General features: G+C 33.5%; 20 protein-coding genes. All 20 read left to right on the top strand.

From position 1 onward, the window contains the following. The first annotated feature begins 146 nt into the window (after window positions 1-146). The 20 genes from BIV59_RS21335 (at window position 147) to BIV59_RS23855 (ending at window position 24,045) form a co-directional block, all read left to right on the top strand. Entirely contained in the window at window positions 147-1,364 is a 1,218-nt protein-coding gene (locus tag BIV59_RS21335) for a phenylacetate--CoA ligase family protein (RefSeq protein ID WP_071353478.1), read from the top strand. Beyond that, the gene (locus BIV59_RS21330; protein WP_071353477.1) at window positions 1,361-1,627 is read left to right on the top strand and encodes an acyl carrier protein; all 267 of its coding nucleotides are present in this window, start codon (window positions 1,361-1,363) and stop codon (window positions 1,625-1,627) included. The genes BIV59_RS21335 and BIV59_RS21330 overlap by 4 nt, the downstream gene beginning before the upstream one ends. Then, window positions 1,624-2,358 (top strand): SDR family NAD(P)-dependent oxidoreductase, encoded by a 735-nt coding sequence (locus BIV59_RS21325; RefSeq protein ID WP_071353476.1) that lies wholly within the window; start codon window positions 1,624-1,626, stop codon window positions 2,356-2,358. Before BIV59_RS21330 ends, BIV59_RS21325 begins: the two co-directional genes overlap by 4 nt. A gap of 15 nt (window positions 2,359-2,373) precedes the next feature. Continuing rightward, a complete protein-coding gene (locus BIV59_RS21320) occupies window positions 2,374-3,834 on the top strand; it encodes a class I adenylate-forming enzyme family protein (protein WP_071353475.1) in 1,461 nt (486 codons plus the stop codon). A 16-nt stretch (window positions 3,835-3,850) separates the two neighbouring features. Beyond that, on the top strand, window positions 3,851-4,726 hold the full coding sequence (locus tag BIV59_RS21315) for a phosphoenolpyruvate carboxykinase (ATP) (protein ID WP_071353474.1): 876 nt from the start codon (window positions 3,851-3,853) through the stop codon (window positions 4,724-4,726). A 15-nt stretch (window positions 4,727-4,741) separates the two neighbouring features. Further along, window positions 4,742-5,569: a class I SAM-dependent methyltransferase gene (locus BIV59_RS21310; RefSeq protein WP_071353473.1), complete on the top strand. Its 828-nt coding sequence runs from the start codon at window positions 4,742-4,744 to the stop codon at window positions 5,567-5,569. Window positions 5,570-5,581: 12 nt separating this feature from the next. Then, window positions 5,582-6,079 (top strand): NUDIX domain-containing protein, encoded by a 498-nt coding sequence (locus BIV59_RS21305; RefSeq protein WP_071353472.1) that lies wholly within the window; start codon window positions 5,582-5,584, stop codon window positions 6,077-6,079. Window positions 6,080-6,192: 113 nt separating this feature from the next. After that, window positions 6,193-7,314 carry a nucleotidyltransferase family protein gene (locus BIV59_RS21300; RefSeq protein WP_071353471.1) on the top strand — a complete coding sequence of 374 codons (1,122 nt, stop codon included), beginning with the start codon at window positions 6,193-6,195 and terminating at the stop codon, window positions 7,312-7,314. Window positions 7,315-7,337: 23 nt separating this feature from the next. After that, window positions 7,338-8,447: an aminoacyl--tRNA ligase-related protein gene (locus BIV59_RS21295; protein WP_071353470.1), complete on the top strand. Its 1,110-nt coding sequence runs from the start codon at window positions 7,338-7,340 to the stop codon at window positions 8,445-8,447. Window positions 8,448-8,463: 16 nt separating this feature from the next. Beyond that, the gene (locus BIV59_RS21290; protein ID WP_170846220.1) at window positions 8,464-8,724 is read left to right on the top strand and encodes an acyl carrier protein; all 261 of its coding nucleotides are present in this window, start codon (window positions 8,464-8,466) and stop codon (window positions 8,722-8,724) included. Further along, window positions 8,721-9,938 (top strand): ATP-grasp domain-containing protein, encoded by a 1,218-nt coding sequence (locus tag BIV59_RS21285; RefSeq protein WP_071353469.1) that lies wholly within the window; start codon window positions 8,721-8,723, stop codon window positions 9,936-9,938. The genes BIV59_RS21290 and BIV59_RS21285 overlap by 4 nt, the downstream gene beginning before the upstream one ends. 17 nt (window positions 9,939-9,955) lie before the next feature. After that, the gene (locus BIV59_RS21280) at window positions 9,956-11,074 is read left to right on the top strand and encodes an acyl-CoA dehydrogenase family protein (protein ID WP_071353468.1); all 1,119 of its coding nucleotides are present in this window, start codon (window positions 9,956-9,958) and stop codon (window positions 11,072-11,074) included. Between the two features lie 34 nt (window positions 11,075-11,108). After that, window positions 11,109-11,807 carry a 4'-phosphopantetheinyl transferase family protein gene (locus BIV59_RS21275; protein ID WP_071353467.1) on the top strand — a complete coding sequence of 233 codons (699 nt, stop codon included), beginning with the start codon at window positions 11,109-11,111 and terminating at the stop codon, window positions 11,805-11,807. Next, window positions 11,807-16,807 (top strand): non-ribosomal peptide synthetase, encoded by a 5,001-nt coding sequence (locus tag BIV59_RS21270; protein WP_071353466.1) that lies wholly within the window; start codon window positions 11,807-11,809, stop codon window positions 16,805-16,807. Before BIV59_RS21275 ends, BIV59_RS21270 begins: the two co-directional genes overlap by 1 nt. A gap of 31 nt (window positions 16,808-16,838) precedes the next feature. Next, window positions 16,839-17,738: a C40 family peptidase gene (locus BIV59_RS21265; RefSeq protein ID WP_071353465.1), complete on the top strand. Its 900-nt coding sequence runs from the start codon at window positions 16,839-16,841 to the stop codon at window positions 17,736-17,738. Window positions 17,739-17,777: 39 nt separating this feature from the next. Then, on the top strand, window positions 17,778-18,887 hold the full coding sequence (locus BIV59_RS21260) for a C39 family peptidase (protein ID WP_071353464.1): 1,110 nt from the start codon (window positions 17,778-17,780) through the stop codon (window positions 18,885-18,887). 29 nt (window positions 18,888-18,916) lie between these two features. Next, a complete protein-coding gene (locus BIV59_RS21255) occupies window positions 18,917-20,668 on the top strand; it encodes an ABC transporter ATP-binding protein (RefSeq protein WP_071353463.1) in 1,752 nt (583 codons plus the stop codon). Then, the gene (locus BIV59_RS21250) at window positions 20,665-22,380 is read left to right on the top strand and encodes an ABC transporter ATP-binding protein (protein WP_071353462.1); all 1,716 of its coding nucleotides are present in this window, start codon (window positions 20,665-20,667) and stop codon (window positions 22,378-22,380) included. The genes BIV59_RS21255 and BIV59_RS21250 overlap by 4 nt, the downstream gene beginning before the upstream one ends. Before the next feature lie 179 nt (window positions 22,381-22,559). Next, window positions 22,560-23,849 carry a helix-turn-helix domain-containing protein gene (locus tag BIV59_RS21245; protein WP_071353461.1) on the top strand — a complete coding sequence of 430 codons (1,290 nt, stop codon included), beginning with the start codon at window positions 22,560-22,562 and terminating at the stop codon, window positions 23,847-23,849. A gap of 37 nt (window positions 23,850-23,886) precedes the next feature. Continuing rightward, entirely contained in the window at window positions 23,887-24,045 is a 159-nt protein-coding gene (locus BIV59_RS23855) for a hypothetical protein (RefSeq protein WP_170846219.1), read from the top strand. Window positions 24,046-24,313 lie beyond the last annotated feature (268 nt).

Genomic DNA, 24,313 nt, shown 5'->3' with positions numbered 1-24,313 from the left:
GTATAGAGTTGATTGGATTAGGCCTCTTGCGTGATGACTAGAACATTGATACAGCGAATCAATTTCTATTGCAAGTAGATGAAATGAAAAATAACTTGAATAATGTAATTAAAAGCGAGTTATAAAGTTAAAGAAGGTGAGTGTGTTTGGAGCGAGGTACCTTATTTAATATAAAAAAAATATTATTACATGCAAGAAATTTATCACCCTACTATCAAAAACGCTTTAAAGATATAGATATTGATAATCTTACCCAAAAATCTTTTCAAGATATACCTATTCTTAATAAACGTGAAATAGTGGGAATCGAGGATTCCTTACTTACACAAGAAAATAATTCTGCCTTGAGTAAAGAATACACAAGTGGCTCCACTGGAAATCCACTTACCTGCTATAAAGGACGGTCTGAAGTTTTCGTGAAAACAAAAGACCTATGGGGGTTAAGGAAGCATAGGGGAAATATAGATACTAAGGATTTGTACGGAATGTTTTATGCATTCACAGAGGACGATTTCTGTACAGATAGTGTGCAATATATCGACAACAAAATCTATCTATCAATGTTAGATATGACTCCGCAAAAGCTTGATCTTTATTATTCTATCTTGGTAGAGAAAAAACCTAAATGGCTACTTGGTGTCCCTTCTGCTTTGTATATTTTTTCAAATCATATAATAGAGAAGGGGTATGATGCTGAAAATTTGAGTATACAGTACATAGAAACAAATGGAGAAATGTTATTTGATTATCAGGCAAAAGCCATTGAAAAGGCTTTTGGTAAAATTGTGTTCAACCACTACGGGTGCAGGGAATTTTGGTGTTTGGGCATGAGTTGTCAGTCGGGCAATATCCATAGTCTTAGTAAGCGATTTTATTATGAAGTGATAAACCAAGATTCAAAAGGCTTTGGCGAGTTGGTAATTACGGATCTGTATAATAAAACATGGCCATTAATCAGATATTTCGTAGGCGATTTGGTAAGACTCAGAAATATTACGTGTGAATGTGGTGATACTAATCCTGTTATTGATGTAACTGGGGGACGAACACAAGAATATTTAAAAATAGGTGAGTGGATTGCTAACCCTATACTGTTCCATTATGCAGTGATGAAAGTAAACCGGTCTTTTGGGGACGCAATTAGACAATTTAAGGTAACTCAATATAAGGAAGATGCATTACTTATAGAGTTGGTTAAAGGGAAACTATTTACTGACAAAACATTAGATATGCTTAGGATGGAATTAAAAGAAAAGCTTCCACCAGATGTTACTCTCGATATAAAAGATAGAGATATATTGAAGTTTAAATCTAATAAACACAAATACTTTATTCCTTACGATGGAAGGGGAGTTCACGTATGACAACCGAACAAAAGATAATTGAAATTCTTGCTGAAGAGATGGAAAAAAATTCAGTTTCTTACGAAAAGGATATAAATATAGAATCGGACTTAACAGAAGACCTATCGTTTGACTCTATCATGATATTACAATTTGTTTTAAGACTAGAAGAAGAGTTCAACATCGAAATAGATGATGAACAATTAAATAATGAAATATTCGAAAGTGTGGGAAAAGTCGTTGGATTTATTAAAACACATTTAACTGAAGAAGTTATTTCATGAATTTTTTTCTAAATGAACAACGGGTAATTCTTATAGGAGGGACTGGAGGAATTGGTAGCTCCTTACTAAAAGGGCTCCTTGAACAGGGATGCACGGTGGGAATGTCTTTTTATAATAGCTCGATTCTATTAAGTGAAAGTGAAAAAAAACTATATCAGGATCGATTATATCTTCAAAAAGTAGATGTTACTGATCCTGAAAGTATTAAATTTGGTTTAAAGTGCTTAATTAATAAGCTGGGGAGAGTAGATGCATTTATCTATAACTCAGGTATTTGTAAAGACTCTTTATTGGGCCTCATGAAATTGTCTGATTGGCATGATGTTATGGATGTGAATTTGAACGGGGCTTTTCTCACTACTCGAATAGTATCTAATCATATGCTGAAAAGTAAAAATGGAAAAATTCTTTTCATATCTTCATCAAAGGGCGTAACTGGCTCATATGGGCAAGCTAACTATTCAGCATCTAAAGCTGCCCTTATTGGATTTGCTAAATCAATAGCTAGAGATTTAGGTAAATTTAATATCTCTGTAAATGTTGTATGTCCTGGTTTTATTAAGACCCCGCTAAATCAGGACGTTCCTTACAAACATGCTGCAGCAATTGAACGTAGTGTCCTATCTATGACATCTAGTACAAGTGAAGTAACTGATTTTATTTTATATATGCTTTCAAGTTCAGTATTTTCAATATCAGGTCAGGTCTTCCAGCTGGATAGCAGACTTTAAGAAAGGGGTGGCAGGTTGGATAAACCGACATTTGGAGACTTATTAATAAGAACTGCTTCGACTCATCCAAAAAAGATTGCCATAGTTGAAAACTCTCATAGCATAACTTACGCGAAACTGCTCGATAATGTAAAAGTATTCCAGAGCAAGTTAAGTAATAAAATCAAGGCAAAACAAACTGTAGCACTTTTTTTACCCAATTCAATTGACTATGTTACTTCATACTTTGCGGCCTCAATGCTAGGGGCTACAGTTTTCCCGATTTATTGGAACTCTAATGGCAAAGAAGTTTCCAACTTATTGAAGTCCTTAGATGTAAGCGTATGTATCACAAATGAAGAAGGAAAAAACAAATTGAATTCCTATAAAAAGATTTGTGTGATTAATTATACAGAGGAAGAAGATCCTGATGCTCTTCATTTACATAATATCTATAATGATGAGTCCACCTTGTTCCTTCAAACATCGGGCACTACATCTTCTCCTAAAGTTGTAGCCCATACATATGAGTCCATCATTAAAAATATAAAAGCCCATGTTAATTCGCTTGATTTAAAGCCAAAAGATGTGGTCTTAATCACTTTGCCTATGCCATTTGGCTACTGTAATACTTCTCAATTATTGGCGCATATATATTTAGGCAGCACCATTGTACTTGCTAACAATTTAAGACATCCCAAAACAATACTTAGGTATATCCAGGCTTATAAAGTTACCACTGTCACTGTTGTTCCAACAATATTAAAAACGCTAAGCAACTTAAATATAAACATTTTTAACAAGTATAGCTTAAAATCGCTCCGTTATATTTGCTTTGGTGGAGGTTCTGTCTCTTCTCGGACTATTGAAATTATTCGTACTCGCTTTATTGATGCGCAGGTTGTACAAACCTACGGGCAAACAGAAGCAGGACCGAGAATTACAACTAAGATAATTAATGGCGAATATTCTATTACGAATGTAGGTAAACCTCTTGAGGGTGTAAAAGTAGAAATAAGAAATCAGCAAGGAGTACCTTTATTGGAGAATGAAGTCGGAGAAATTTATGTATCAAGTGTCAGTTTAATGAGGGGCTATGTGAATAATGTATCTAGATTACATAACCTAACCCAGCAGCCAACATTTCTCCAAACTGGTGACATAGGTTATTTAGATCAAGGAGGTGAATTACATTTATTAGGGCGAACAAACAATATTATTAAACACAAGGGGATACAGGTAAGCCCCGAAGAAATTGAGGAAGTTATAAAAGAAACAGCATGTGTTGATAAAGTCATTGTTAAAGGGGAAGAGGATGAGCTGTATGGACAAATTCCCGTCGCATATATCATGCTCGAAGACGGATTTGAATATCAAGACGCTCTAGAGGAAATTCGCTCTCATTGTCACCTTAATCTATCAAACCACAAAATTCCAAGAAAGTTAGTTATCGTAGATGATTTGGCAAGGACTGCAAATGGAAAGTTAAGAAGATGAATATGGCGGTGAAACTATGTTTAAATACAAATTTGGTCCAATAAACGTCCAAGTGACGTTTGACAAATCAGTTCAACTTTTAGAAGAGGAACTTACGGAATATTATTCTCACGTAGCTTCCCAAACACATAAAAGCGAACATCATTGCCATATCAAAGAATGGAACTTAGGGTCCTATAAAAGCTTGGAAGAGGATGAAATATTATGGCGAGGTACGTCCGTCGAGGTAAACACTAAAAGAAATATAAAGATAATTGGTGAATGGGATAAAGATTTAAATAGTATTGTATCTGTATCTGAAGGATCTGAGCATAAAACAATTAACGATAGAAAAAGGTATTGGGAATTTTCACAAAGAGTTTCAATCTATCCAAAACTTGTGAAGGAAAACTGTTTTATGGTTCATTGCGCAGCCATAATTGTTGATGGAAAAGCTAATCTCTTTATGGGACCAAGCGGAGCGGGTAAGTCGACTATTGCGGAGAAAGCTTTATCATCGGGATATAAACTTCTAACAGATGACACAGCAATTGTACAAGTAGTCGGAGATACCCTTTATGCATATTCTTCTCCTTATAAATCTAAGTCTGGTCTCATTGGAGACACAAGTTGTTACATAGTTAATAACTTTTATATACTTTCTCAAAGCGAACAGGAAAAAGTCGTAGAACTTACTAAAGGTGATTTCTTAAAATGTCTTCAAGAAAGAATATATGATTCTGAATATACTTCCCATCTCTTTCCTTACAAGTCTAAAAGTTTAGGTGGTGAAGTAGGCATGGAATTAATGAAACATGCTTACAGAACTGCGAAAATTTTTAAAGCCTTTGAATATAAATTCACAAAAGAATCAGACCTCAAGGATTTATTTGAAAAAATAACGTTAACTTAATTGGAGGAAATGAAAATGGTAGTAAAAGAAAATACATTAGAATATTTTAAAGTTAAGGCCGATAAATATGACCTGGTAGAGGATCAAAAATATTGGCAGCTTTCAGACAGAATATTGTGGGATTGCTTGACTAACGTTTTGGATAAATTTCCGGAGAATTTCACATTTTTAGATGCCGGAGGAGGAACAGGACGGTGGTCATTGAAGGTCTTAGAAGCCTATCCTAAATCTAAAGGGTACACGTTTGACCTTTCCGACGACATGTTGGGACAAGCCAAACAAAAAAGAACAAGAAATGAGTTAGATAATAGGTGGGAGATCTACCAAGGTGATTTACATAATATTAGCTCAATTCCAGATGAAGTAGTCGATGTATCATTTAATTTTCACAACGTATTAGGTTTTGTTGAGAATCCAACATTAGTAATTGCAGAAATTCAAAAGAAAGTAAAGAAGAACGGCTATCTGATTTCATTCGTTCCTAGTCAGTACCACTCTATATTCTTCAATATTTCCATTGGAAAAATTGATGAAGCTCAGAAAGCAGCATCGGGTAAGGGCCGCTTTACATCGGAAATGCCGTATATTCATATGTTTACACCTGAAAACTTGACAGATTTGTATCAAGAAAATGGCTTGGTAAAGGAGAGTATGGTTGGATTTCCGATTTTCATCTATCCTGGATATCAAGAAACTCAATTAGAGGGAGAAACAAAAGTATTAAAGGACATTTTATCAATTGAACAAAATCTTGAAGATATTTATACATTAGAAAAACAATTCCTATCTGAAGCAACCATCTCTAGAGGCAACAACTTATTTATTGTTGGGAAAAAGAAGTAAAGGGGAAAAGAAATGTTTGTTAATGTGAGAGCTATAATTACCAGACAAACTCCTGAGGGTAGAGAAATTATCATTCAAAAACGAGACAAACCCTATGAAGGAAGTATTCCTTATGAACTTCCAGGTGGTCAAGTTGAGGAATATGAGTCCCTTTATGATGCACTTGTAAGAGAAGTCAAGGAAGAAACAGGTTTAGAAGTAACCCTTATAAAAGGTCAAGAAGATAGAATAATCACCAAAGAGGAGAATTCAGCTGTAGAAGCCGTAACGCCTTTTTGTGTTTATCAAACTCTTCATGGTCCGGTTGACTCGATGGGTGCATATTTTTTATGCGAAGTTAAAGGGGAAATATTAAGTGATGGAGATGCTACAAAAGAAGTACAGTGGATCAAAGTGGAAGAATTGAGAAGGCGTTTGGAAAAAGGCGTTATTCAATTTAGTTGGGTCGATAATTCAGGGATAACTTATTATTTACGGTCCCTAGAACTTAATGAGGATGCGACTGATTGAACATAATCGTATTTCTTTAGAATGAATTTGCGGAAGATCAGAAATATAAAAAATTTCTTGGTCTTCCTGAATCAAATCCATAATATCAAAAACATTGTTGCGGGGGTTTTATGATGGTAAAAGAGTTAGACCAGGAGGAGAAAACCTCCCTACTTCTTTCAAAATATTATTTAAGCGAAAGTGAAAAAAAGGAATTAGAACATTTATTTAAAAAACATCAAGATTGGGGCAAGGTTATTGGTATCCTAACCACACATCGAAGTATCGGATCTGCTTGGTTTACAATCAAAGACCATGGACTTGCAACTTATGGAAAATCGTCAAGTAATTACTTCGTAAAGCTTGTTGAATCAATTTACTGCGCACAGCGATTAAGGGGAGATGTCCATTACAAAAACGCAGTGAACGTGTGTGGTTTACTGGAAGAGAACAATATAAATTATGCTGTACTTAAAGGGCTGCCCCTAGCACTTTCTTTATATGATGATAAAGGCATGCGTTGGTCGAATGATTGCGATATTTTAATCAATTTTGACCAATTAGAAGAAGCTCTCAAAGTAGTTAAAAGTGAAGGATATGTACAAGGATACTTTGATCTAGAAACAAATAGCATCATAAAAGCAAAAAGAAGAGATATAATTTCTTCACCTTTACTATCACACGAAGTACAACCATTTGTTAAAGAAACAAAAGATAATTATATCACCCACCATCCAGTGGATATACAATTTTCTTTAGACTTATTAACAAACAATAGAACAGATGATATGGTTTCGGAATTTCTTAACAACACTATTAACATTACACATAATAATGATATGTTCAAATCATTAAACTGGGAAGATCATTTACTTTTCCTCTGTATTCATTTTTATAAAGAAGCGATATACGTTAAAGAAGTAACAGCATATAAAGATTTCTTACTATATAAACTAATTGATATTTACCGTTTGCTATATAAAAAAAGAGAAGTTCTTAATTGGGCTTCAATTAAAGAAAAAGTATCAAAGTATGACTTATATACCCATGTGTTTTATACCTTCCATTATGTGATCTCCTTATTTAAGGATAGTTCTTTAGTGCCTCACAACTTCTTAGAATATATATCAAATAAGACTGATAATCAGATATTGGATTTAGTATATGATGAGCATGGTGAAAGCATGTTTTGTTGGAATCTAACCATTCCTGAAAGATTTTTCAATGTAAATCGAATCCAACAACTAATCAATTGATAATAGATTGAGAGGTGAAAATAATGGTGACTGAAATTCTTCCTATACCTGAATCTTTTTCTAAGGAGCAAATAGATGAACTTAAAGAACGAATACCTTATTTATCAGAGCAAATAAAGTTTGTAAGTACAAACGAGTCAAAAGAAATAGTTATAAAACTAGAAGACTTTGATTCAAAATTGAAAACGGATATAGTTCAAAACTTTGATAGTTTAGTAGATGCAATTACTTCATGGAGACCCATTAAGGACAGGGTTCTAAAATCAAATAGTTCAACAATTAATGCGAAAGCAGAAACAGAAGCAAATATATCAAATTTCTATAACGAAGATATGATTCAATTATTTGAGTTTTTTGATCAAAAAATTCTAAATATTTCAAATAAATTCTCTGCAGAGCTAAGGGAGTATCCGACGGTACTGCCAATTGGAGTTATGCAGAAAAGCCAATATCATATCCATTTTCCTCAAAATCTTTTTGCGATGCATGATATTCCACATGACTATAAAGTATTACATACCATACGTAGTAATCCGGAACAAATTGAGCAAGCTTTTAGATTAAGAGGTTATTTGCAGCCATGTATCTGCTATCACTGTTATGAAGAGTGGGCTGACAAAAAAATGACTGCAGGAATCATTAGCGCTAAGGGTCGTTGTTTTCGTCATGAGTTAAAAGGTGAAAGAAATATTAATAGAAAAACTGAATTTACGATGAGAGAAATAGTGTTTGTGGGTAACCAGGAAGCGGTAGACAATTTAAGAGATTCAATAATGGATGAGACGTGGAAACTATTCAATGAGCTTGGGTTTACAGGGAAGATAGTTACAGCATCTGATCCCTTTTACTATAGCGATGAGCTTGGGAAAATTTCATATCAAAAGCTATCAAATACCAAGTATGAATTAAAAGTTGATTCCAATATAAAATCGGCATCAGTAGCAATTGCCTCATTTAATAATTGTTTCGATCAGCTAAGTCGGAAGTTCAATATAAAGAATAGTTCAGGTGATGAGTTTCTTAGTTCTGGTTGTGTAGCTTTTGGGTTGGATAGATGGGTTAATACTTTTATAACTTGTTATGGTACAGATAAGAATCAATGGCCAGAACCGGTTAAAAGTATGACATTCTAAAATGGAGGTTTTACTGATGATAGAAACAAACGATAAAATATATATTTTATTGAAAGAACTAATTGAAGAGTCTATTAATAAAGAAGTACATTTAGCCATGAAAACTGATTTGACTAAGGAGGGTATGAACTCACTTACTCTCATTGAAATGATTGTAGAATTGGAAGATCAGTTGTCAATTGAAATCTTAGATGATGATTTAACACTTGAGAATTTTTCTACAATTGAATCTATAATTAACTTGCTTACTGAAAAATATGGTGTCAGCAGATCATGAAGCAAAAGATCATAGTAGTGGAATCAGGTCAGTTTGGAGAAGAAATCATATCAATCCAGGAACAAGGTTATGATGTAATTTACCTATATACAGGTATTATTCCAATTGAGCCAAAAAATCTAGATGTTGCTTTCAAAATTATAAAAGATAAAAAACTTACCAGCTATGAAATATTAGCGGATTATATTGAGTCTTTAAATAAACAATATCAAATTAAAACGATCCTAACAACGAGTGATTTTTTTATAGAAAAAGTCTCGTTACTCTGCAGACATTACGATTTTCCGTTCCTTAATCCAGAGACTGCAGGTATTTTGATAAATAAACATTTGTTTAGGAAAAAACAAAAAGAGTTAGGTTATAAACATCCTGATTTTTTTCTTTTTTCTTCTTTAGAAGAAGGTATGAATTTTATTAAAGAAGACGATAGAGAATGGGTTTTTAAGCCTCTTATTTCGAACGAATCAGTTGGGGTCAGAATCATAAAGAATGTAGAAGAACTAAAAAATGCTTACCAAGTTCTAAATAAATTATCTAGATTCTCGGCTGGTTTAATAAAAAAAGAGGGATTTATGCTGGAAGAGTTCATATCAGGGGAAATTCTGAGTTGTGAGTTTATAAAGGATAATAATCAGTTACGTATATTAGGATTTACGAGCAGAGAAATGGGGGACCCACCATTTTTCATAGAGCTAGGGTATGAGTTTCCTTTTCATGGAGAAGAGTTAAATTCGATACAAAATCAAGTGAAAAAGTTTGTACATGATTTTGATTACAACTTCGGTCCCTGTCACATTGAATTTATTGTCAACAAGCATGGATTGTACATACTCGAAGTTAATCCGAGATTAATGGGATATCCAAATTACTGGATGATAAACAAAGCCTTAGATACGGATATTCTTAAGTATATTACTAAATTATACATAACTGGTTCACTGTTTGACTTTTCTTCCTCCAGTAATAAATACACAGTTTGTGAAGAAATTGTTTCTGATAGGGAAGGATATATTTCTGAGATAGATATACCTGAGGAATGGAAAGCAAATCCTGATGTTTGGATTATTAATAATATATCCAAAGGGATGTATGTTCGAAAAGCAGAATCTAATAAAGACATTTTAATGAGGATTTTGGTGGCAGCTGATACTAAAAAACAAAGTAAAGAGTTAATAAAAACTATAAAGCAATCCATTAATTTCTTGATCTCATAGGATCGGAGAGGTGAAACATGGTTATAAAAGCAATGCCTAAACAACCAAGCGATATTTCAAATCTAATTAAGGATAAGATGCATACTCTAACTTTGCCTGGTCAAAACGATAAAATGATTACACCCAGGGAGTATTTTAGGGAGATAAGTGAGCTAGCTAAACAATCACCCTCTCTTGCATTAGGTTTCTCTATGCACCTATACACTGTTTGGGGATTAAATTACATTATGAATGATAAACAAAAGTCCTATTTTTATAATAGTGTCAAAAAAGACGACATGTTATTTGGTTCTCCAAATGATCCGGGTTTATATTTTATATCGCAAATTAATGAAGAAGATTACCCTATCATTGCAAAGAAAGACGGAAACCAATACATTATAAACGGAAAAAAGCATTATGTTTCAATGGAACCTTATGTACGTTATTTGCCAGTGTACTCTTATGTGCAAGGATACTCTGGTAAGGGATTGGGATTAGCACTAGTTATTGTTGACAAGTGCCATGAGGGCATTTCAGTTTCGAAAGATTGGGACACTATGTCCATGAATGATACTTCTAGCAATAGTATTAGTTTCGATAATGTAGTTATCGACCCAGATCACGTTGTATTAATGGAAGGGGATGACTTAGGCAAGGCCGACCATTTAGCCTATCTTTTCCGGTTAAGCGTGAGCTCAGTCTACTATGGGTTGGCTGAGAGAGCAATAGAGGTTATAGTCGACCGTTGTAAAAACAAGAAAGTGCCCAATAGTGCTAGTAAATTGAGCACTTTTCCTGGAACCCAGTTCACAATTTCAGAAATGACTATATTACAGGAGACAGCAAAATCGCAGCTGCTATATTATTGTGATTTATTAGATCGTACCCTTACTAACCCACAGGAACCGATAAATGAGGATATTAATACAAGTAGTTTAATCACTAAAGAATATGTAACTTCTTCTGCAGAGAAAATTGTAAATTTAGCAATGAAAATTGACGGAATATCAAGTTTGTTTGAACACAGTGAAATATCCAAACTATTTAGGGATGTTCAGGCAGGGAGATTTCACCCACCTCAAATCGATGTTATTAAAGAGATAATAGGCAAAAAAAAATTAGGGATTTTTACCCGGCAAAGAAGATGGGTATGAAGCATTATCTGTATAAAGTAAAGTAGGTATCGACATGAAGATTTATGCCTTTAATATTAAACAAATTGACAATAATATATTTAAAACGTTATATAAATTTACATCAATTGAAAAACAATCTCAAATCTTGAAATATTCCTTTTTTGAAGATGCTATAAGAACAATGATAGGTGAACTATTAATAAGATTATATGTTGTTGAAAAATATCGAATTAATAATGACTCTATAAAATTTTCCAAAGGAACATTTGGGAAGCCTTACGTAAAGAATGTTAAAGATATGGAATTTAATATTTCCCACTCTGGGGACTGGGTAGTAGTAGCGTTCGGCAGATCCGAATTAGGTATTGATATAGAAGTTATGAAACAAATTGATTTTGGTATTGCTAGCAGGTTTTTTTCTAGATATGAAAAGGATTTTATAATCTCTGGTAACCAAGACATGCAAAGGCATAGATTTTATCAAATATGGACTTTGAAAGAGAGCTACCTTAAAGCCATTGGTACAGGGCTATCTGGGGGGATAAAGGAAATTTCTTTTTGTAAACCGGATGGCACGTTTTTTTTAGATGGAGTACATCCAAAATATAATTTTAGCATATTAGACTTTATTCCAGAGTATAAGTTGGCTCTTTGTAGCATTACAAACTGTGTTCCTGAGATTTTAAGGATTGATTTATCTGAAATTTTATATGCCTTTGAGGCACAATGTATTAAAGGAAGTGAAATGTAATGAAAATTAAGGAGAATCCACACCTATCTTTAATCTCTGAGGAAGATTATCTTACTATTAAGAGATGGAATTCTACATTTGAAAATTCATCTGAAATAAATTTGCTACATGAATTATTCATGCAGCAAGCCTTACAAACTCCAAACAAAATTGCAGTTGTTTGTGGAGAGGAAAGAGTTAATTATAAAGAACTAGACAATAAATCCGGAAGATTAGCTAATCGTTTAAACGAATTGGGTGTAACGAGAAATGTTCCTGTGGCGGTATGCTTGGAAAGAAATATAGATTTGATTGTAGCTCTTTTAGGGATTTTAAAAGCAGGGGGCACATATATTCCACTAGATCCGAATTATCCGAAAGATAGACTGCATTATATACTGAAAGATACGAGCTCTCCCATTGTTTTAGCAGAAGAAAACCATCATCACCTATTGGAAGGAGAAAACAAAATTTATTCATTGCAAGATCTACTGTCGAATTCCACTTTGGAGCCTTTAGCAGATATTCCTCCTGGTGAAATATCTGAAAGTTCAGACCTATCTTACATAATATATACCTCAGGTAGTACAGGGGCTCCTAAAGGGGTTATGATCCAACATGAAAACGCTGTTGCATTCTTACACTGGTCAATGTCTGAATTTTCTAAAGAGGAATTGGATGGAGTGTTAGCCTCTACTTCTATATGTTTTGATTTATCAGTTTTTGAAATTTTTTTACCATTAAGTTGTGGGGGGAAATTAATTCTAACAGAGAATATCCTGCACCTAAGTACAATTCCTGCCATGAATGAAGTTACTCTTATAAATACTGTCCCCTCTGCAATGTCAGAACTGCTAAAAGCCAAATGTATCCCTGAGTCTGTAAAGGTGATAAATCTAGCGGGAGAGCCTTTGAGGAAGCAGGTCGTTGACTCTATATATCAATTACCTCACGTTGAAAAAATATATAACCTATATGGTCCTTCCGAGGATACAACATACAGTACTTTTTTAGAAATTCCACGTGATTCAGTTACTGCACCAACTATTGGGAAGCCTATATTCAACACTTCTGTATTTATATTAAACAACAAACAACAATTGCTTCCAATAGGAGAGATAGGAGAAATTTATATAAGTGGAAAAGGGCTATCGAAAGGATATTTAAATAACATTGAATTAACTATGCAAAAATTTATTCCTAACCCCTTTCAAGAAATAAATGAAAGTCCATATATGTATAAAACTGGAGATCTTGGGCGCTATACACTAGATGGTGATATAGAGTATTTAGGTCGTATAGATAGCCAGGTAAAAATTAGAGGACACAGAGTAGAAATAGAAGAGGTAGAAAAAGTATTGGGGGAACATCCTAGCCTTGAGCAGGTTGTAGTAATAGCAACAAATATTAGTAAAAATCAATTAGAGCTAAGTCTTGTTGCGTATGTAAAACTCTTAGATACAAGCAATGGCGGAAAAAGTTCGATCTCAAAAATAAGATCCTTTATTGAAGGGAAATTACCATCATATATGGTACCCAGCTTCTTTGTATCGGTAGATGATTTCCCATTACTCCCGAATGGGAAGGTAGATAAGAAAAGTTTGCCTGCTTACAACCAAGGACAACTTTACAAAGGGCACACAAATGATCAGCACATTAATGACACGGAAAAGGGATTAATTGAAATATTTAAGGATTTACTAAACATTCATGAGGTGGATAAAAATTCCGACTTTTTTAAAATTGGTGGGCATTCTCTCCTTTGCCTACAATTGGTTTCAAGAATTCGCGATAAGTTCTCAACTGATCTTTCTATAACAGATATATTTAATACTCCAAAAGTAAAGGACCTTTCAAAACAAATTAATAAAATGAGATCAGGAGAAGCAGCTTTAAAATTATACAAGGAAAAAAAGAAAGAACATTATCCATTATCCTCCGCTCAACGATCATTGTGGTTTCAAGACCGAATGTATCTTGGTAGCCCACAATATAATATTGTGAAATCCTATTCCATCTCTGGGCAGATCAATATCAATGTCCTTAAAAACAATTTTCATAGAATAGTCGATAACCATGAATTATTACATGCTTCATTTACAACGAAGCATAATGAGCCTAGACAGACTCTAATAAGAAAACATTATGAGTTAATTATAAAAGATTTTTCTAATATGGACAAAACTGATAGTGAAAAAAAGGCAGAAGAAATTATTGATAAAGAGCTATCTCATATTTTTAATCTCGAAAAAGACAATCTTTTACGCCCCTATATAATAAAGTTAAGTGAGGAGAAACACTTATTTATTATTAATATACATCACATTATATCGGATAGATGGTCCCTTGACATTTTATTAAAAGATCTGCTTCTGAATAATGAAAAACTAGATGTAATAAGTGAAAGAGAAGAGTTCTCATTTGTGGATTACATTAATTGGGAGAGGTCGTTTCTTGATACCCAGGTGGCACATTCTCAGATTGAATATTGGAAATCTCAATTAAGCAACTTGCCCTCCCTTGTAACATTGCCGATTGATAAGTATCGCCCTAAATACCAATCTTTCAGGGGAAGATCTCATTATTTTACGATTAACCCAAATCAAAGAAATATGTTACATGGATTTGCACGGGAGGAAGGTTTCACTCCTTATATGGTATTAGTATCTACCTTTATGATGCTAGTTTCTAAATTAAGCGGTTCTAAAGATATAGTAATTGGCACACCTGTTTCAAGCAGGAACTTTTCTGAGCTAGAGAAGATTGTAGGCTTTTTTGTGAACAGTTTACCAATTCGCGTGGATCTTTCTGACGCTCTTACATTCCAGGACGTGCTGAAGAAAGTAAAAAAAGTCACTTTAGAAGCATTCAATAATAAAAATATCCCTTTTGACGTTATTAAGCAAAATGTGAATAATGAAGCAAATCCAAGCTACAATGCCATCTTTCAATTAATGTTTAATTACTATGACCATCCAAAACTTACAGAAGGTAATGATCATATAGAGATTAAACATGAACAAATCAACTATAAATATTCTAAATTTGATATGGATTTCTATATTGAAGAACTAAATGGAGGACTGAGGGGTTATATTGAATATAATTCTGACTTATTTACCAAAGAATCCATCAAGCATTTTGCTGTACTATTTACCAGATTATTAGATGCAGTTCTCGTAGACCCTAATAAATGGATTAGAGAATACTTGTTACTCCCTGAACAAAATGATTATAAGATGATTTCCATACCAAAGAATCAAGATTGCCAAAATTTTAAACCTAATATCGATAAGACAATAACAGATAGGCTTAATAAAATTATTTCAGAAAATCAAGATAGAACTGCTGTAAAGTCAAGTTCAGAAACAATGAGCTATATGGACTTAGATCATATTTCTAATGGAATAGCCAAGGCCCTAAATGAAATTGAAATACCAAACAAAAGAGTGGGTCTACTATTAAATCATGACCTCCCAATGATACCTAGTATAATTGGGGTATTAAAAAGTGGTTGCGCTTATGTTCCAATAAATAAAAGACTCCCAAAAGAAAGAATTGCTACCATTATAAAAGATGCTCAGTTAGAAGTAATATTAGCTGATCAATCTATTGATGATAGATTGATCGAAAATGTAAAAATTATTCACTATTCAGAATGTGAGAGAAACAAACTTAGCTATCCTATATTGGCTTCACCAGATAGTATAGCTTATATCCTCTATACATCAGGTAGCACTGGTAAACCAAAAGGAGTTTGCCAAAGTCATAGGAATGTATTGCATCACATTAGAAATTACTCAAATGCCTTACAAATAACCAATCAAGATTGTTTATTGCTTGTTGCTTCCTATGATTTTGATGCATCGATAATGGACATCTTTGGAGCCCTTTTAAATGGGGCTGCACTGCTGTTAGCAGATATACAGAGTGATTCTTTTTCTACGATAGTTGAATCAGTCCAATCGGAGTCTGTTAGTATTCTACATACAACACCTACAATATTTAGGCATCTACTTGAAGCGAGTTCAAGTAAATTTGATTTTGTAAGGGTTGCGGTTTTAGGTGGAGAAACAGTAAGTTTAAGGGATTTTGAGCTCTTTAAAGATAAATTCCCAGTAGGAAGTTACCTAATAAATGGACTAGGCCCAACAGAATGTACGCTGGCATTACAGTACGTGGTGAATCATGATTCTCGCGTGGATTATTCTACACTACCAGTTGGTTTTCCCGTTAACGGAGTGAAAATATATTTAGTTGACGAAAAAGGTCAAAAAACTGAACATGTAGGTGAGCTTGTAATTCAATCTGACCAAATTGCCCTAGGGTATTTAAATAACACAGAATTAACTGCAAAATCATTTCACGTTACTTCTACTGGTGAAAGAATATATTATACTGGTGATTTAGCACGTCGCTTACCAAATGGTTCATTGCAGTTTTTAGGAAGAAGAGATGCCCAAGTCAAGATTAGAGGCATAAGAATTGAGTTGGGTGAAATCGAAACACATATAAAAGATCTTGAGGGTATTCAAGATGCAGCTGTTATCGGCGTCAATTTAGGTTCTCATAATGCTGAATTGGTTGCTTATGTCGTTTGTAGTGATAAAGATTTATCAAGCTTAGAGTTCCGGGCTGAATTGTCTGACCTATTACCATCTTATATGATTCCGTCAAAATTTATTTTTGTGGACGTTATTCCTTTAACGGTGAGTGGTAAAGTGAATCGGTTAGCTTTAACACAAAAACTTAATATCCCTAAACGACAATATGTAGCTCCTAAGAATGAAATGGAGTATGAAATTTTGCAAATTTGGTTGCAATATTTTGTAGGTCAAGATGTAGGAGTAGAGGACGATTTTTTTGAAATAGGAGGTCACTCCATTATTGCAATGCAACTTATATGGGATGTTAAAGCGCATTTTGATATTGAAATTCCTTTTCATTTCCTCTATGAATACTCGACAGTAAGAAAACTATCTTACTTCATACAGGACATACAAAACAAAAAACCAGTATAAGGATATAAAAAAAGACTATTTGGAGGATTATATGATTGGCTTTATAAACGTTCCTGTTTGTAATTTATGGAGCAACTGGAACAGCCCTATGGAAGAGGATTACTCAAGTTTGACAGATAACTTCAGGATTACTGAATGGTATAAACAGCTTCCGGTTCATATGAAGTCTACAAAAGCACGCGTGAGAACACAATTACTATATGGGGAACCTGTTTTAATTGATAAAAGGGTCGGGGAGTGGCTTTACGTTGCCGCTAAAGAACAGATTACATCGGATGGTCCCATGGGTTATCCAGGTTGGTTACCAATCACCCAAGTGGAAATTAACGATAAATATAACCTAATGGTAAAAGAAAAACAAATGGCAATGATTATTTCTAAAACAGCATTATTTCAAAAGATGGATGGCAGCTCATTGGAACTGAGTTTTATGACAAAGTTTCCAATATATAAAGAAGAAGCAGAATTTGTTTGGGTATGCGGGCCAAGTCTAGAGAAGGGGAAGATAAAGAGATCTGATGTTTATATTATTAGTAAAACAGAACATTTAGATTTTAAGACTGGATTACTTCCCCTTTTAAGTAATTTTTCTAGGACACCCTTCATTGGTGGAGGGACTTCATCTTTCGGGTTTGACTGTTCTGGATTTGTTTTTCGAATTTACCAAGCGTTAGGGATTAAAGTATCACGAAATGTAAAAGACCAATTAAAGGAGGGGCATGAGATATCAATAAACGAAATTTCCCCTGGTGACCTGCTCTTTTATTGTACAGATCCTGTTGACCCACAGAATGTAAACCATGTTGGGATATACTTAGGGAACGGTAAATTCATTAGTGCGAGAAGAACTGGACTTCCCATCAAAATTAGTCATGTCTCAGAACCTTTTTATGCAGGTAAATATCATACCGCTAGAAGATATATATTATAAATAATTAGAGGAGAGGGTTATTACATAGGAAGATAGGAAGTGAGAAATAAGTTGAATCGTAATAAAAAGAAGTATATAGAATTTAAGGATTTTGAAAATTTAGAATTGATAGATGTGATTAATCATAAGAATCATTTATCTTTAAAAAAAAGTGTAAGTCCTTCTATTAAGGAAGATTGTACCGAATATTACTTTGGATATGTTTTTTCGCCTTATATTTATAGTTGTTTTAAAGAGGCTGTTGTTTCGTGGGGAGCTAAGGCTCCTCCTGGAACTTGGCTAGAATTTGAGATAAGACCAATATTTAAGGATCGAATAGGGAAATGGTACAGTCTAGGTCTTTGGTTGGAGAGCGCGAATCCGTTTTCGAGACATTCTCAAGTTGGGCAAGATGATTTGGATGGATCAGTTCATGTTGATACATTGATGCTAGAGAATGTAGCAGAAGGGTTTCAAATCAGAGCTAAACTGGCTAGCGTCTATAAGAATATTTCTCCTATTTTAAAGTATTTTGGTGTATCGCTATCCCTTGGAAGAGACAGAGGAGAAGTACAAAAGGAAGAGAATTATCCTGATCAGAAAAAATGGTGTTCATTATGTCTTCCTGTACCTAAAAAATCTCAAATGCTTTATATGGGAGGAGAAGTATTTTGCTCTCCTACTTCTGTTTCTATGATATTGAATTTTTGGGCTGAGAAAATTAATGACCCCCCCCTAAAAAAGTCTGTCCCGAAAGTAGTTAAAGGCGTGTGGGACAAGGCATATAAAGGAGCCGGTAATTGGTCTTTCAATACTGCTTATGTTGCTAGCCTAGGACTTTATGCTATAGTGGCTAGATTAAGCAGCCTAAAAAAGCTAGAGCAATTAATTTTGTTAGGAATCCCCGTGATTGTCAGTATTGCATACGAGCATAAGTCCTTGGATGGGGCCCCATTATCATTCACAAACGGCCATTTGGTAGTAGTTAAAGGATTTAGCGATAATGGGAATGTTCTAGTGAATGATCCAGCAGGAGCTACAAATGATGAAGTAGAAAAAGTTTATAATCGTAATGAATTTGAAAATGCTTGGCTGAATGGATCTGACGGCACATCTTACCTAATATACCCTTTGGGATATATCGACGAGACATTATTCCAAATTAACTGATAAGGTAATTGAGGAGGGGGGATTATTCTATGAAAGAAGAAAGTCTATTAAAAGTATATATTTGGGCAATCTCCTTTCTTAAACCCTACTATATTAGAACTGCACTTTTAATATTATGTGGTTTTCTTATTTCTATAAGTGAACTGTTAACCCCTAAACTTTTTGAATACTTGATTGATGATGTTATAAAAAGGAATAAACCGTTATTATTTGTATATTGTTTAATAGCTTTTTTTGCCATTTTGTTAATAAAATTAATTGCCACAGCTTCGCGAGAATATGTTCAGAGATATGTTCAAGAAAATGTCTCTAGGGATATTCAATGGGAATTAATACGAAAACTGCGTGTTTTAGGTTTAAATTACATTGAAAGAAATCCGGTAGGGAAGACGTTATCATTACTAAACACAGAAGTAACTGCAATGCAGAATTTATATAGATATTATTTCCCTGAAATGATACAAACGTTTGTTTTTGTTTTTTTTGCTCTCTTCTTTATGATTGATATTAGCTTTTCCTTATTTATTTGTATGATTCCATGTTTCGCCGTTTACTATCTTGTTGGGCCAAGGCTAGAACGAAAAGCATCCGTAATAGCAAGCAAACTAACTAATAGTCAAATAAAATTAGGTCAGCATTATTATGAAAGTGTTTCATCAATTAAAGAATTGGCGGCTAATAATTCTTATCTATGGAATTCAAATCGAGTATTACATGAAGTAGATAACAATGTAGAACTATATAGTTCACGCTATTGGTATGCCTACTTAAGAGGTGGAATTCGAAGGTTAACGTACTATTTAGGTGCGATTATTTTATTTATCTTTGGTAGCTACCTTATTGTAGAGGGCCGTATCACTACAGGGGAGTTTGTATCGTTTCTCTTACTCTACTTTAATACTATGCTAAAGCTAACTTCTCTAATAACTTTGTTAACTGAACAGAAGCTCTTAATGTTCCAATCCAAAAAGATTTATGAATTCCTGAATCTATCTTCTGCTGTTGTAGAAGATAAGAAGGCAGTTAGTCTGGGTAATTTAATCGGAGAGATCCACCTAAAAGATATAAACTTTTCTTATAATTTAACCTCTGAAAATGTTCTACAAGATGTTAATTTAGTCATAAAGCCAGGAGAAAAGGTAGCGCTTGTAGGGAAATCAGGGTGTGGTAAGTCAACTATTACTAAGCTAATCGGCCGATTCTATGATCCTACATCCGGCAGTATCTCAATAGACAACGTGAATATTAAAAATCTCAGTTTTAAATCGCTGCGTAGTTCCATAGGATACGTATTCCAGGATGTATTTTTATTTGGCATGTCAATTAAAGAAAATCTTTTATTTGGTAATCCTGATGCAACAATGGAGGATATTATAAAAGCAACAAAAGCTGCACACCTACATGATTTTATAATGAGTTTGCCTGATGGATACGATTCGTATGTCGGTGAAAAAGGGGCAAACTTTTCTGGCGGACAAAAACAAAGGTTAGCAATTGCACGCCTTTTTCTATTGAATCCAACCATCGTTATCATGGATGAACCAACTTCTGCGCTTGATAATGTAACAGAACAATTGATACAAGTTTCATTAAATAGGTTCCTTGAAAATAAGACTGTTATTACGGTTGCTCACCGATTAAGTACAATTCAAGAATACGACAAGATTGTGGTTATGGATAAAGGGTTTATAAAAGAAATGGGATCGCATAGTGAGCTGTTAAACAAAGAGGGACTGTATAGGAAAATGATTTTTAATAAAGAAGAGGCTAGGTCCATATGAAGAATTTAAAATGGATATGGACCTTTATAAAACAGCAGAAGCTTCTATACTTTTCTTGTATTGCATTGTTGATACTGGAGGTTTTTGTGGAGATTTATTCCATAAAACTACAACAATACATTATTGACGAAGTTATCATAACTGAAGACTTTGAAAACCTTTGGATTTTTTTGCCCCTAATTCTATTATGTTACCTCATATTTACTCTGTTATTCGTAATAAACCCCTATATTCAGAGTAAAATTCATGGTAAGGTGAAGCAGCAAATATTGAATCGGGCTTTATGGCATTTTTACAACACCCCTTTAGAGGTTTCTCGAAAAGAGAGAGATGCTAAATACGTACATTATTTTTCAAATGAGATTCCTATTGTAGCTAGAGTTATTGGAGAAGATATTGCAGATATTGTTAAGTATATTTTTAGTACTTTAATCATATGTAGTCTTATTATTGTATCTGCGCCAGTAATATTGATAGCTATAGTTATTATAGGGGTTCTTTATATAGCTATAGGACGGAATTTTAATAGTAAGCAAAAAGAAGTTTGGAAAAATATACAAGAAGAAAAAGCCAAATTCTTGGAAATCCTTGAAGAAGGTATAACATCCACTCGTGATGTTATTGCTTCAAATCGTACTGATTGGGAACAAAAAAGGTTTAATACAAGTTATAATAAGTATTTCCAAAGTATGATAAATGAAGGTAAATTGAAAATCAAACAGGTTTTTTCTTTAGAGCCACTCACTGCAGTTACACAACTATTGGTACTTTGTTATGGTGGGTTTCTTGTGTTTAACGAATCCATGTCAATCGGTACATTAGTTATTATCTTTCAATTAACCTCCACTTTACTACAGTCATTTATTAAACTTTACAACTTGATTTTTATTTTCTCTGGAAAATTAGCGTCAGTGGATAACATTAGAATGTGGTTGGATACTACTTACACAAAAAGAGAGAAATCAAAACTAACTGGTGAAATAAATGAGTTGAAAATTGAGAATGTTAATTTTCACCATAATAAGGACACCAAAATTTTAAACAATATTACATTGGAAATACCTATCGGGAAAAAAGTAGCTATAGTAGGAGCAAGTGGAAGTGGAAAATCAACTATTGCCTCGTTATTAACTAAATTTTTGCATGCACAGTCGGGTAAAATAACGGTTAATGGTCATGACCTCAATGATATAGGGGATGAACAATGGAGAGAGCGGGTAAGTATCGTTTTCCAAGATGGTTATATTTTTCACGGTACAATAAGAGATAATTTGTTGATGGGACGACAAAGTAAGGACCAACAATTACAAGAAATTTGTAAAGCTGTATGCATAAATGACATGATTGAAAATCTACCAGAACAGTACGATAGCATTATTGGAGAACGTGGTGTAACCATTTCAGGGGGTGAACGACAAAGGCTGTCATTGGCACGTGCTTTAATAAAGAATCCTGAAATACTTGTTCTTGATGAATCGACCTCAGCGTTAGATGTTCATACAGAAAAGGCAATTCAAGAAAACATTGATTTAATTCGAAATGGGAAAACAACAATTATCATAGCACATCGACTGTCTACCATACGAAATGCAGATATTATATTTGTAGTAAATGAAGGCAAGGTAATTGAAAAAGGTACTCATCAGGAGCTAATTACTAGAGAAAATGTATATGCTAATCTTATAAACAATGAGTTACAGGCAAGCAATTAAGTCAATAAGAGGAGGCTGGGACAAAGTGTTTTGTCCCAGCCTCTTTTAATCAAACAAAATAATTATAAAAATTTTTAGATTTTTCACTTTATTGTAATGTGTATATATTATACAATTATGTTAAGTCCTGTAATATTACCTGTAAATTAAATGTTAAATTAATTATAGAAACCGAAAGGGTGAAGATAATTAATATTAATAATATACCTAGTATAGACATAGGTAGAATAATTGCCAGTCAGAGATTAAAGCAAAACATTACGCAGAAAGATTTGTCAAAAGGGATTTGTTCTATTACATATCTAAGTAAATTAGAAAACAATCGGATGGAGGGAAATGATGAGATAATTCACTTAATTTGTAAACGATTGCGAGTAGATTTATCTTCTATGAATAAAATTCGCGAAAACTTTAAAGAAAATATGGAGCTTTTTTATAATAGCCTAAGTGAGGATAATCAAAGCGCTATAGAAGAATTATGGCTACATTTAGTTAAGTTAAACACTGACATTCAAAATCCAAAATTAAAAACATATTTTTCTTTACTATCAGCTCGATATTACATTTATAAGCAGGATATAAAGAAAGTAAGTGAAATATTAGGGGACATTGGAAAACTCAAAAAAACTTTGACTGAAGAGCAATTGGCTTATTATCAATACTTTTCAGGTTTAAACCAATATTTAAAAGGTAACTACCAAGCGGCTGCGAATAAGGTTTTAGAAGCCTTTGTGTTATTAAAGAGTATCGGGTACAACGATTATCATCTGATTTATCATTTGGCGTTGTTAAACAGTCATATGCACAATACTACAGTAGCTATATTTTATTCGAACTCTGCGCTACAATATTTTCAAGAAGAACTTAATTATAAAAGGGTTATTGATTGTCAGATAATATTAGGAATTAATTGGACAAGGGTAGGCGAATATGAGAAGGCGCTAGAGTACTATTTAAAAGTATTAAGAGTTGGGAAAAAGTCAAATGATAGATTTTTGGTAGGGAAGATTTATCACAACATAGGGTTCTTATATCAAAAAAAGGGAGACTTATTAAACAGCATTAAGTTTTTTTCCAAAAGTCTTAAATACAAACAAGAAAGTGAGTTATCTTATTTAAACACAATCTATTACCTCGCAGATACCCATCTTTCATTACCCGATGACTGTGATAGAGCTAAATATAGAGTTGAAGAAGGTCTTAAATTATCTTTAATGTGTAATAATTCTGAATACCATATCAAGTTCAAAATGTTATATCTATTTCATTTCAATGATAATATGGATGAATATAGAGAATATTTAGAGAATGTTTGTATTCCTTTCTTTAAAGAGAAGGACGATGTAAAAGCACTTTGTGATTGCTATGTTAAGATAGGAGATTTACTGGTTAATGATAACAACTATTATAAAAAGGGAAGCTACTATTATAAAATGGCACTGAATTTAATGAAAACAAATAAACAATAAGTGAATTACTTTAAAGATTATATTGGAGGAAAATAAAATGAAAACTTTTCTAAAGAAAATGCTAGTAACTCAAATTGTATTTGCTTCCATATTAACAGTATCCTTTGTATCAAACAAAGATAAAAATGGTGTTACATTTCAGGCAGATGAAGAACATCCTGGACTAAGTCTTCCCTATTCGAATTTTACTTTGTGATAATACACACAGTAATAATACTTAAATTTGTACAGGGGTTGAGTCAGGAGATTCTATATGATGAAAAAAATATACGTAGTTAGACATTGTTCCGCAAGCGTATTTCAAGTTTCAAGATAAATCAGGTAGAGAGTTGCATTTTACAGAGAATTATGATGAAATTTTTCCATTTAATGTACATAAAAAATGTCAATAACTAACGGGTGCGTTCGCATTATAGAGTTAACCAGTTTTTACTGGTTGGCTCTTTTTGTGCGCCTGGCATGGG

Origin of the sequence: Bacillus sp. MUM 13 (genome assembly GCF_001866725.1) — a bacterium.
Lineage (GTDB): Bacteria > Bacillota > Bacilli > Bacillales > DSM-1321 > Peribacillus.
This window is presented reverse-complemented; position numbering and strand designations above follow the sequence as displayed.

What these genes read in the sequence shown, in the direction of transcription:
- BIV59_RS21330 (WP_071353477.1), top strand. Translation starts at nt 1,361, where the DNA reads ATGACAACCGAACAAAAGATAATTGAAATTCTTGCTGAAGAGATGGAA.
- BIV59_RS21325 (WP_071353476.1), top strand. Translation starts at nt 1,624, where the DNA reads ATGAATTTTTTTCTAAATGAACAACGGGTAATTCTTATAGGAGGGACT.
- BIV59_RS21315 (WP_071353474.1), top strand. Translation starts at nt 3,851, where the DNA reads ATGTTTAAATACAAATTTGGTCCAATAAACGTCCAAGTGACGTTTGAC.
- BIV59_RS21310 (WP_071353473.1), top strand. Translation starts at nt 4,742, where the DNA reads ATGGTAGTAAAAGAAAATACATTAGAATATTTTAAAGTTAAGGCCGAT.
- BIV59_RS21305 (WP_071353472.1), top strand. Translation starts at nt 5,582, where the DNA reads ATGTTTGTTAATGTGAGAGCTATAATTACCAGACAAACTCCTGAGGGT.
- BIV59_RS21300 (WP_071353471.1), top strand. Translation starts at nt 6,193, where the DNA reads ATGGTAAAAGAGTTAGACCAGGAGGAGAAAACCTCCCTACTTCTTTCA.
- BIV59_RS21295 (WP_071353470.1), top strand. Translation starts at nt 7,338, where the DNA reads ATGGTGACTGAAATTCTTCCTATACCTGAATCTTTTTCTAAGGAGCAA.
- BIV59_RS21290 (WP_170846220.1), top strand. Translation starts at nt 8,464, where the DNA reads ATGATAGAAACAAACGATAAAATATATATTTTATTGAAAGAACTAATT.
- BIV59_RS21285 (WP_071353469.1), top strand. Translation starts at nt 8,721, where the DNA reads ATGAAGCAAAAGATCATAGTAGTGGAATCAGGTCAGTTTGGAGAAGAA.
- BIV59_RS21280 (WP_071353468.1), top strand. Translation starts at nt 9,956, where the DNA reads ATGGTTATAAAAGCAATGCCTAAACAACCAAGCGATATTTCAAATCTA.
- BIV59_RS21275 (WP_071353467.1), top strand. Translation starts at nt 11,109, where the DNA reads ATGAAGATTTATGCCTTTAATATTAAACAAATTGACAATAATATATTT.
- BIV59_RS21270 (WP_071353466.1), top strand. Translation starts at nt 11,807, where the DNA reads ATGAAAATTAAGGAGAATCCACACCTATCTTTAATCTCTGAGGAAGAT.
- BIV59_RS21265 (WP_071353465.1), top strand. Translation starts at nt 16,839, where the DNA reads ATGATTGGCTTTATAAACGTTCCTGTTTGTAATTTATGGAGCAACTGG.
- BIV59_RS21255 (WP_071353463.1), top strand. Translation starts at nt 18,917, where the DNA reads ATGAAAGAAGAAAGTCTATTAAAAGTATATATTTGGGCAATCTCCTTT.
- BIV59_RS21250 (WP_071353462.1), top strand. Translation starts at nt 20,665, where the DNA reads ATGAAGAATTTAAAATGGATATGGACCTTTATAAAACAGCAGAAGCTT.
- BIV59_RS23855 (WP_170846219.1), top strand. Translation starts at nt 23,887, where the DNA reads ATGAAAACTTTTCTAAAGAAAATGCTAGTAACTCAAATTGTATTTGCT.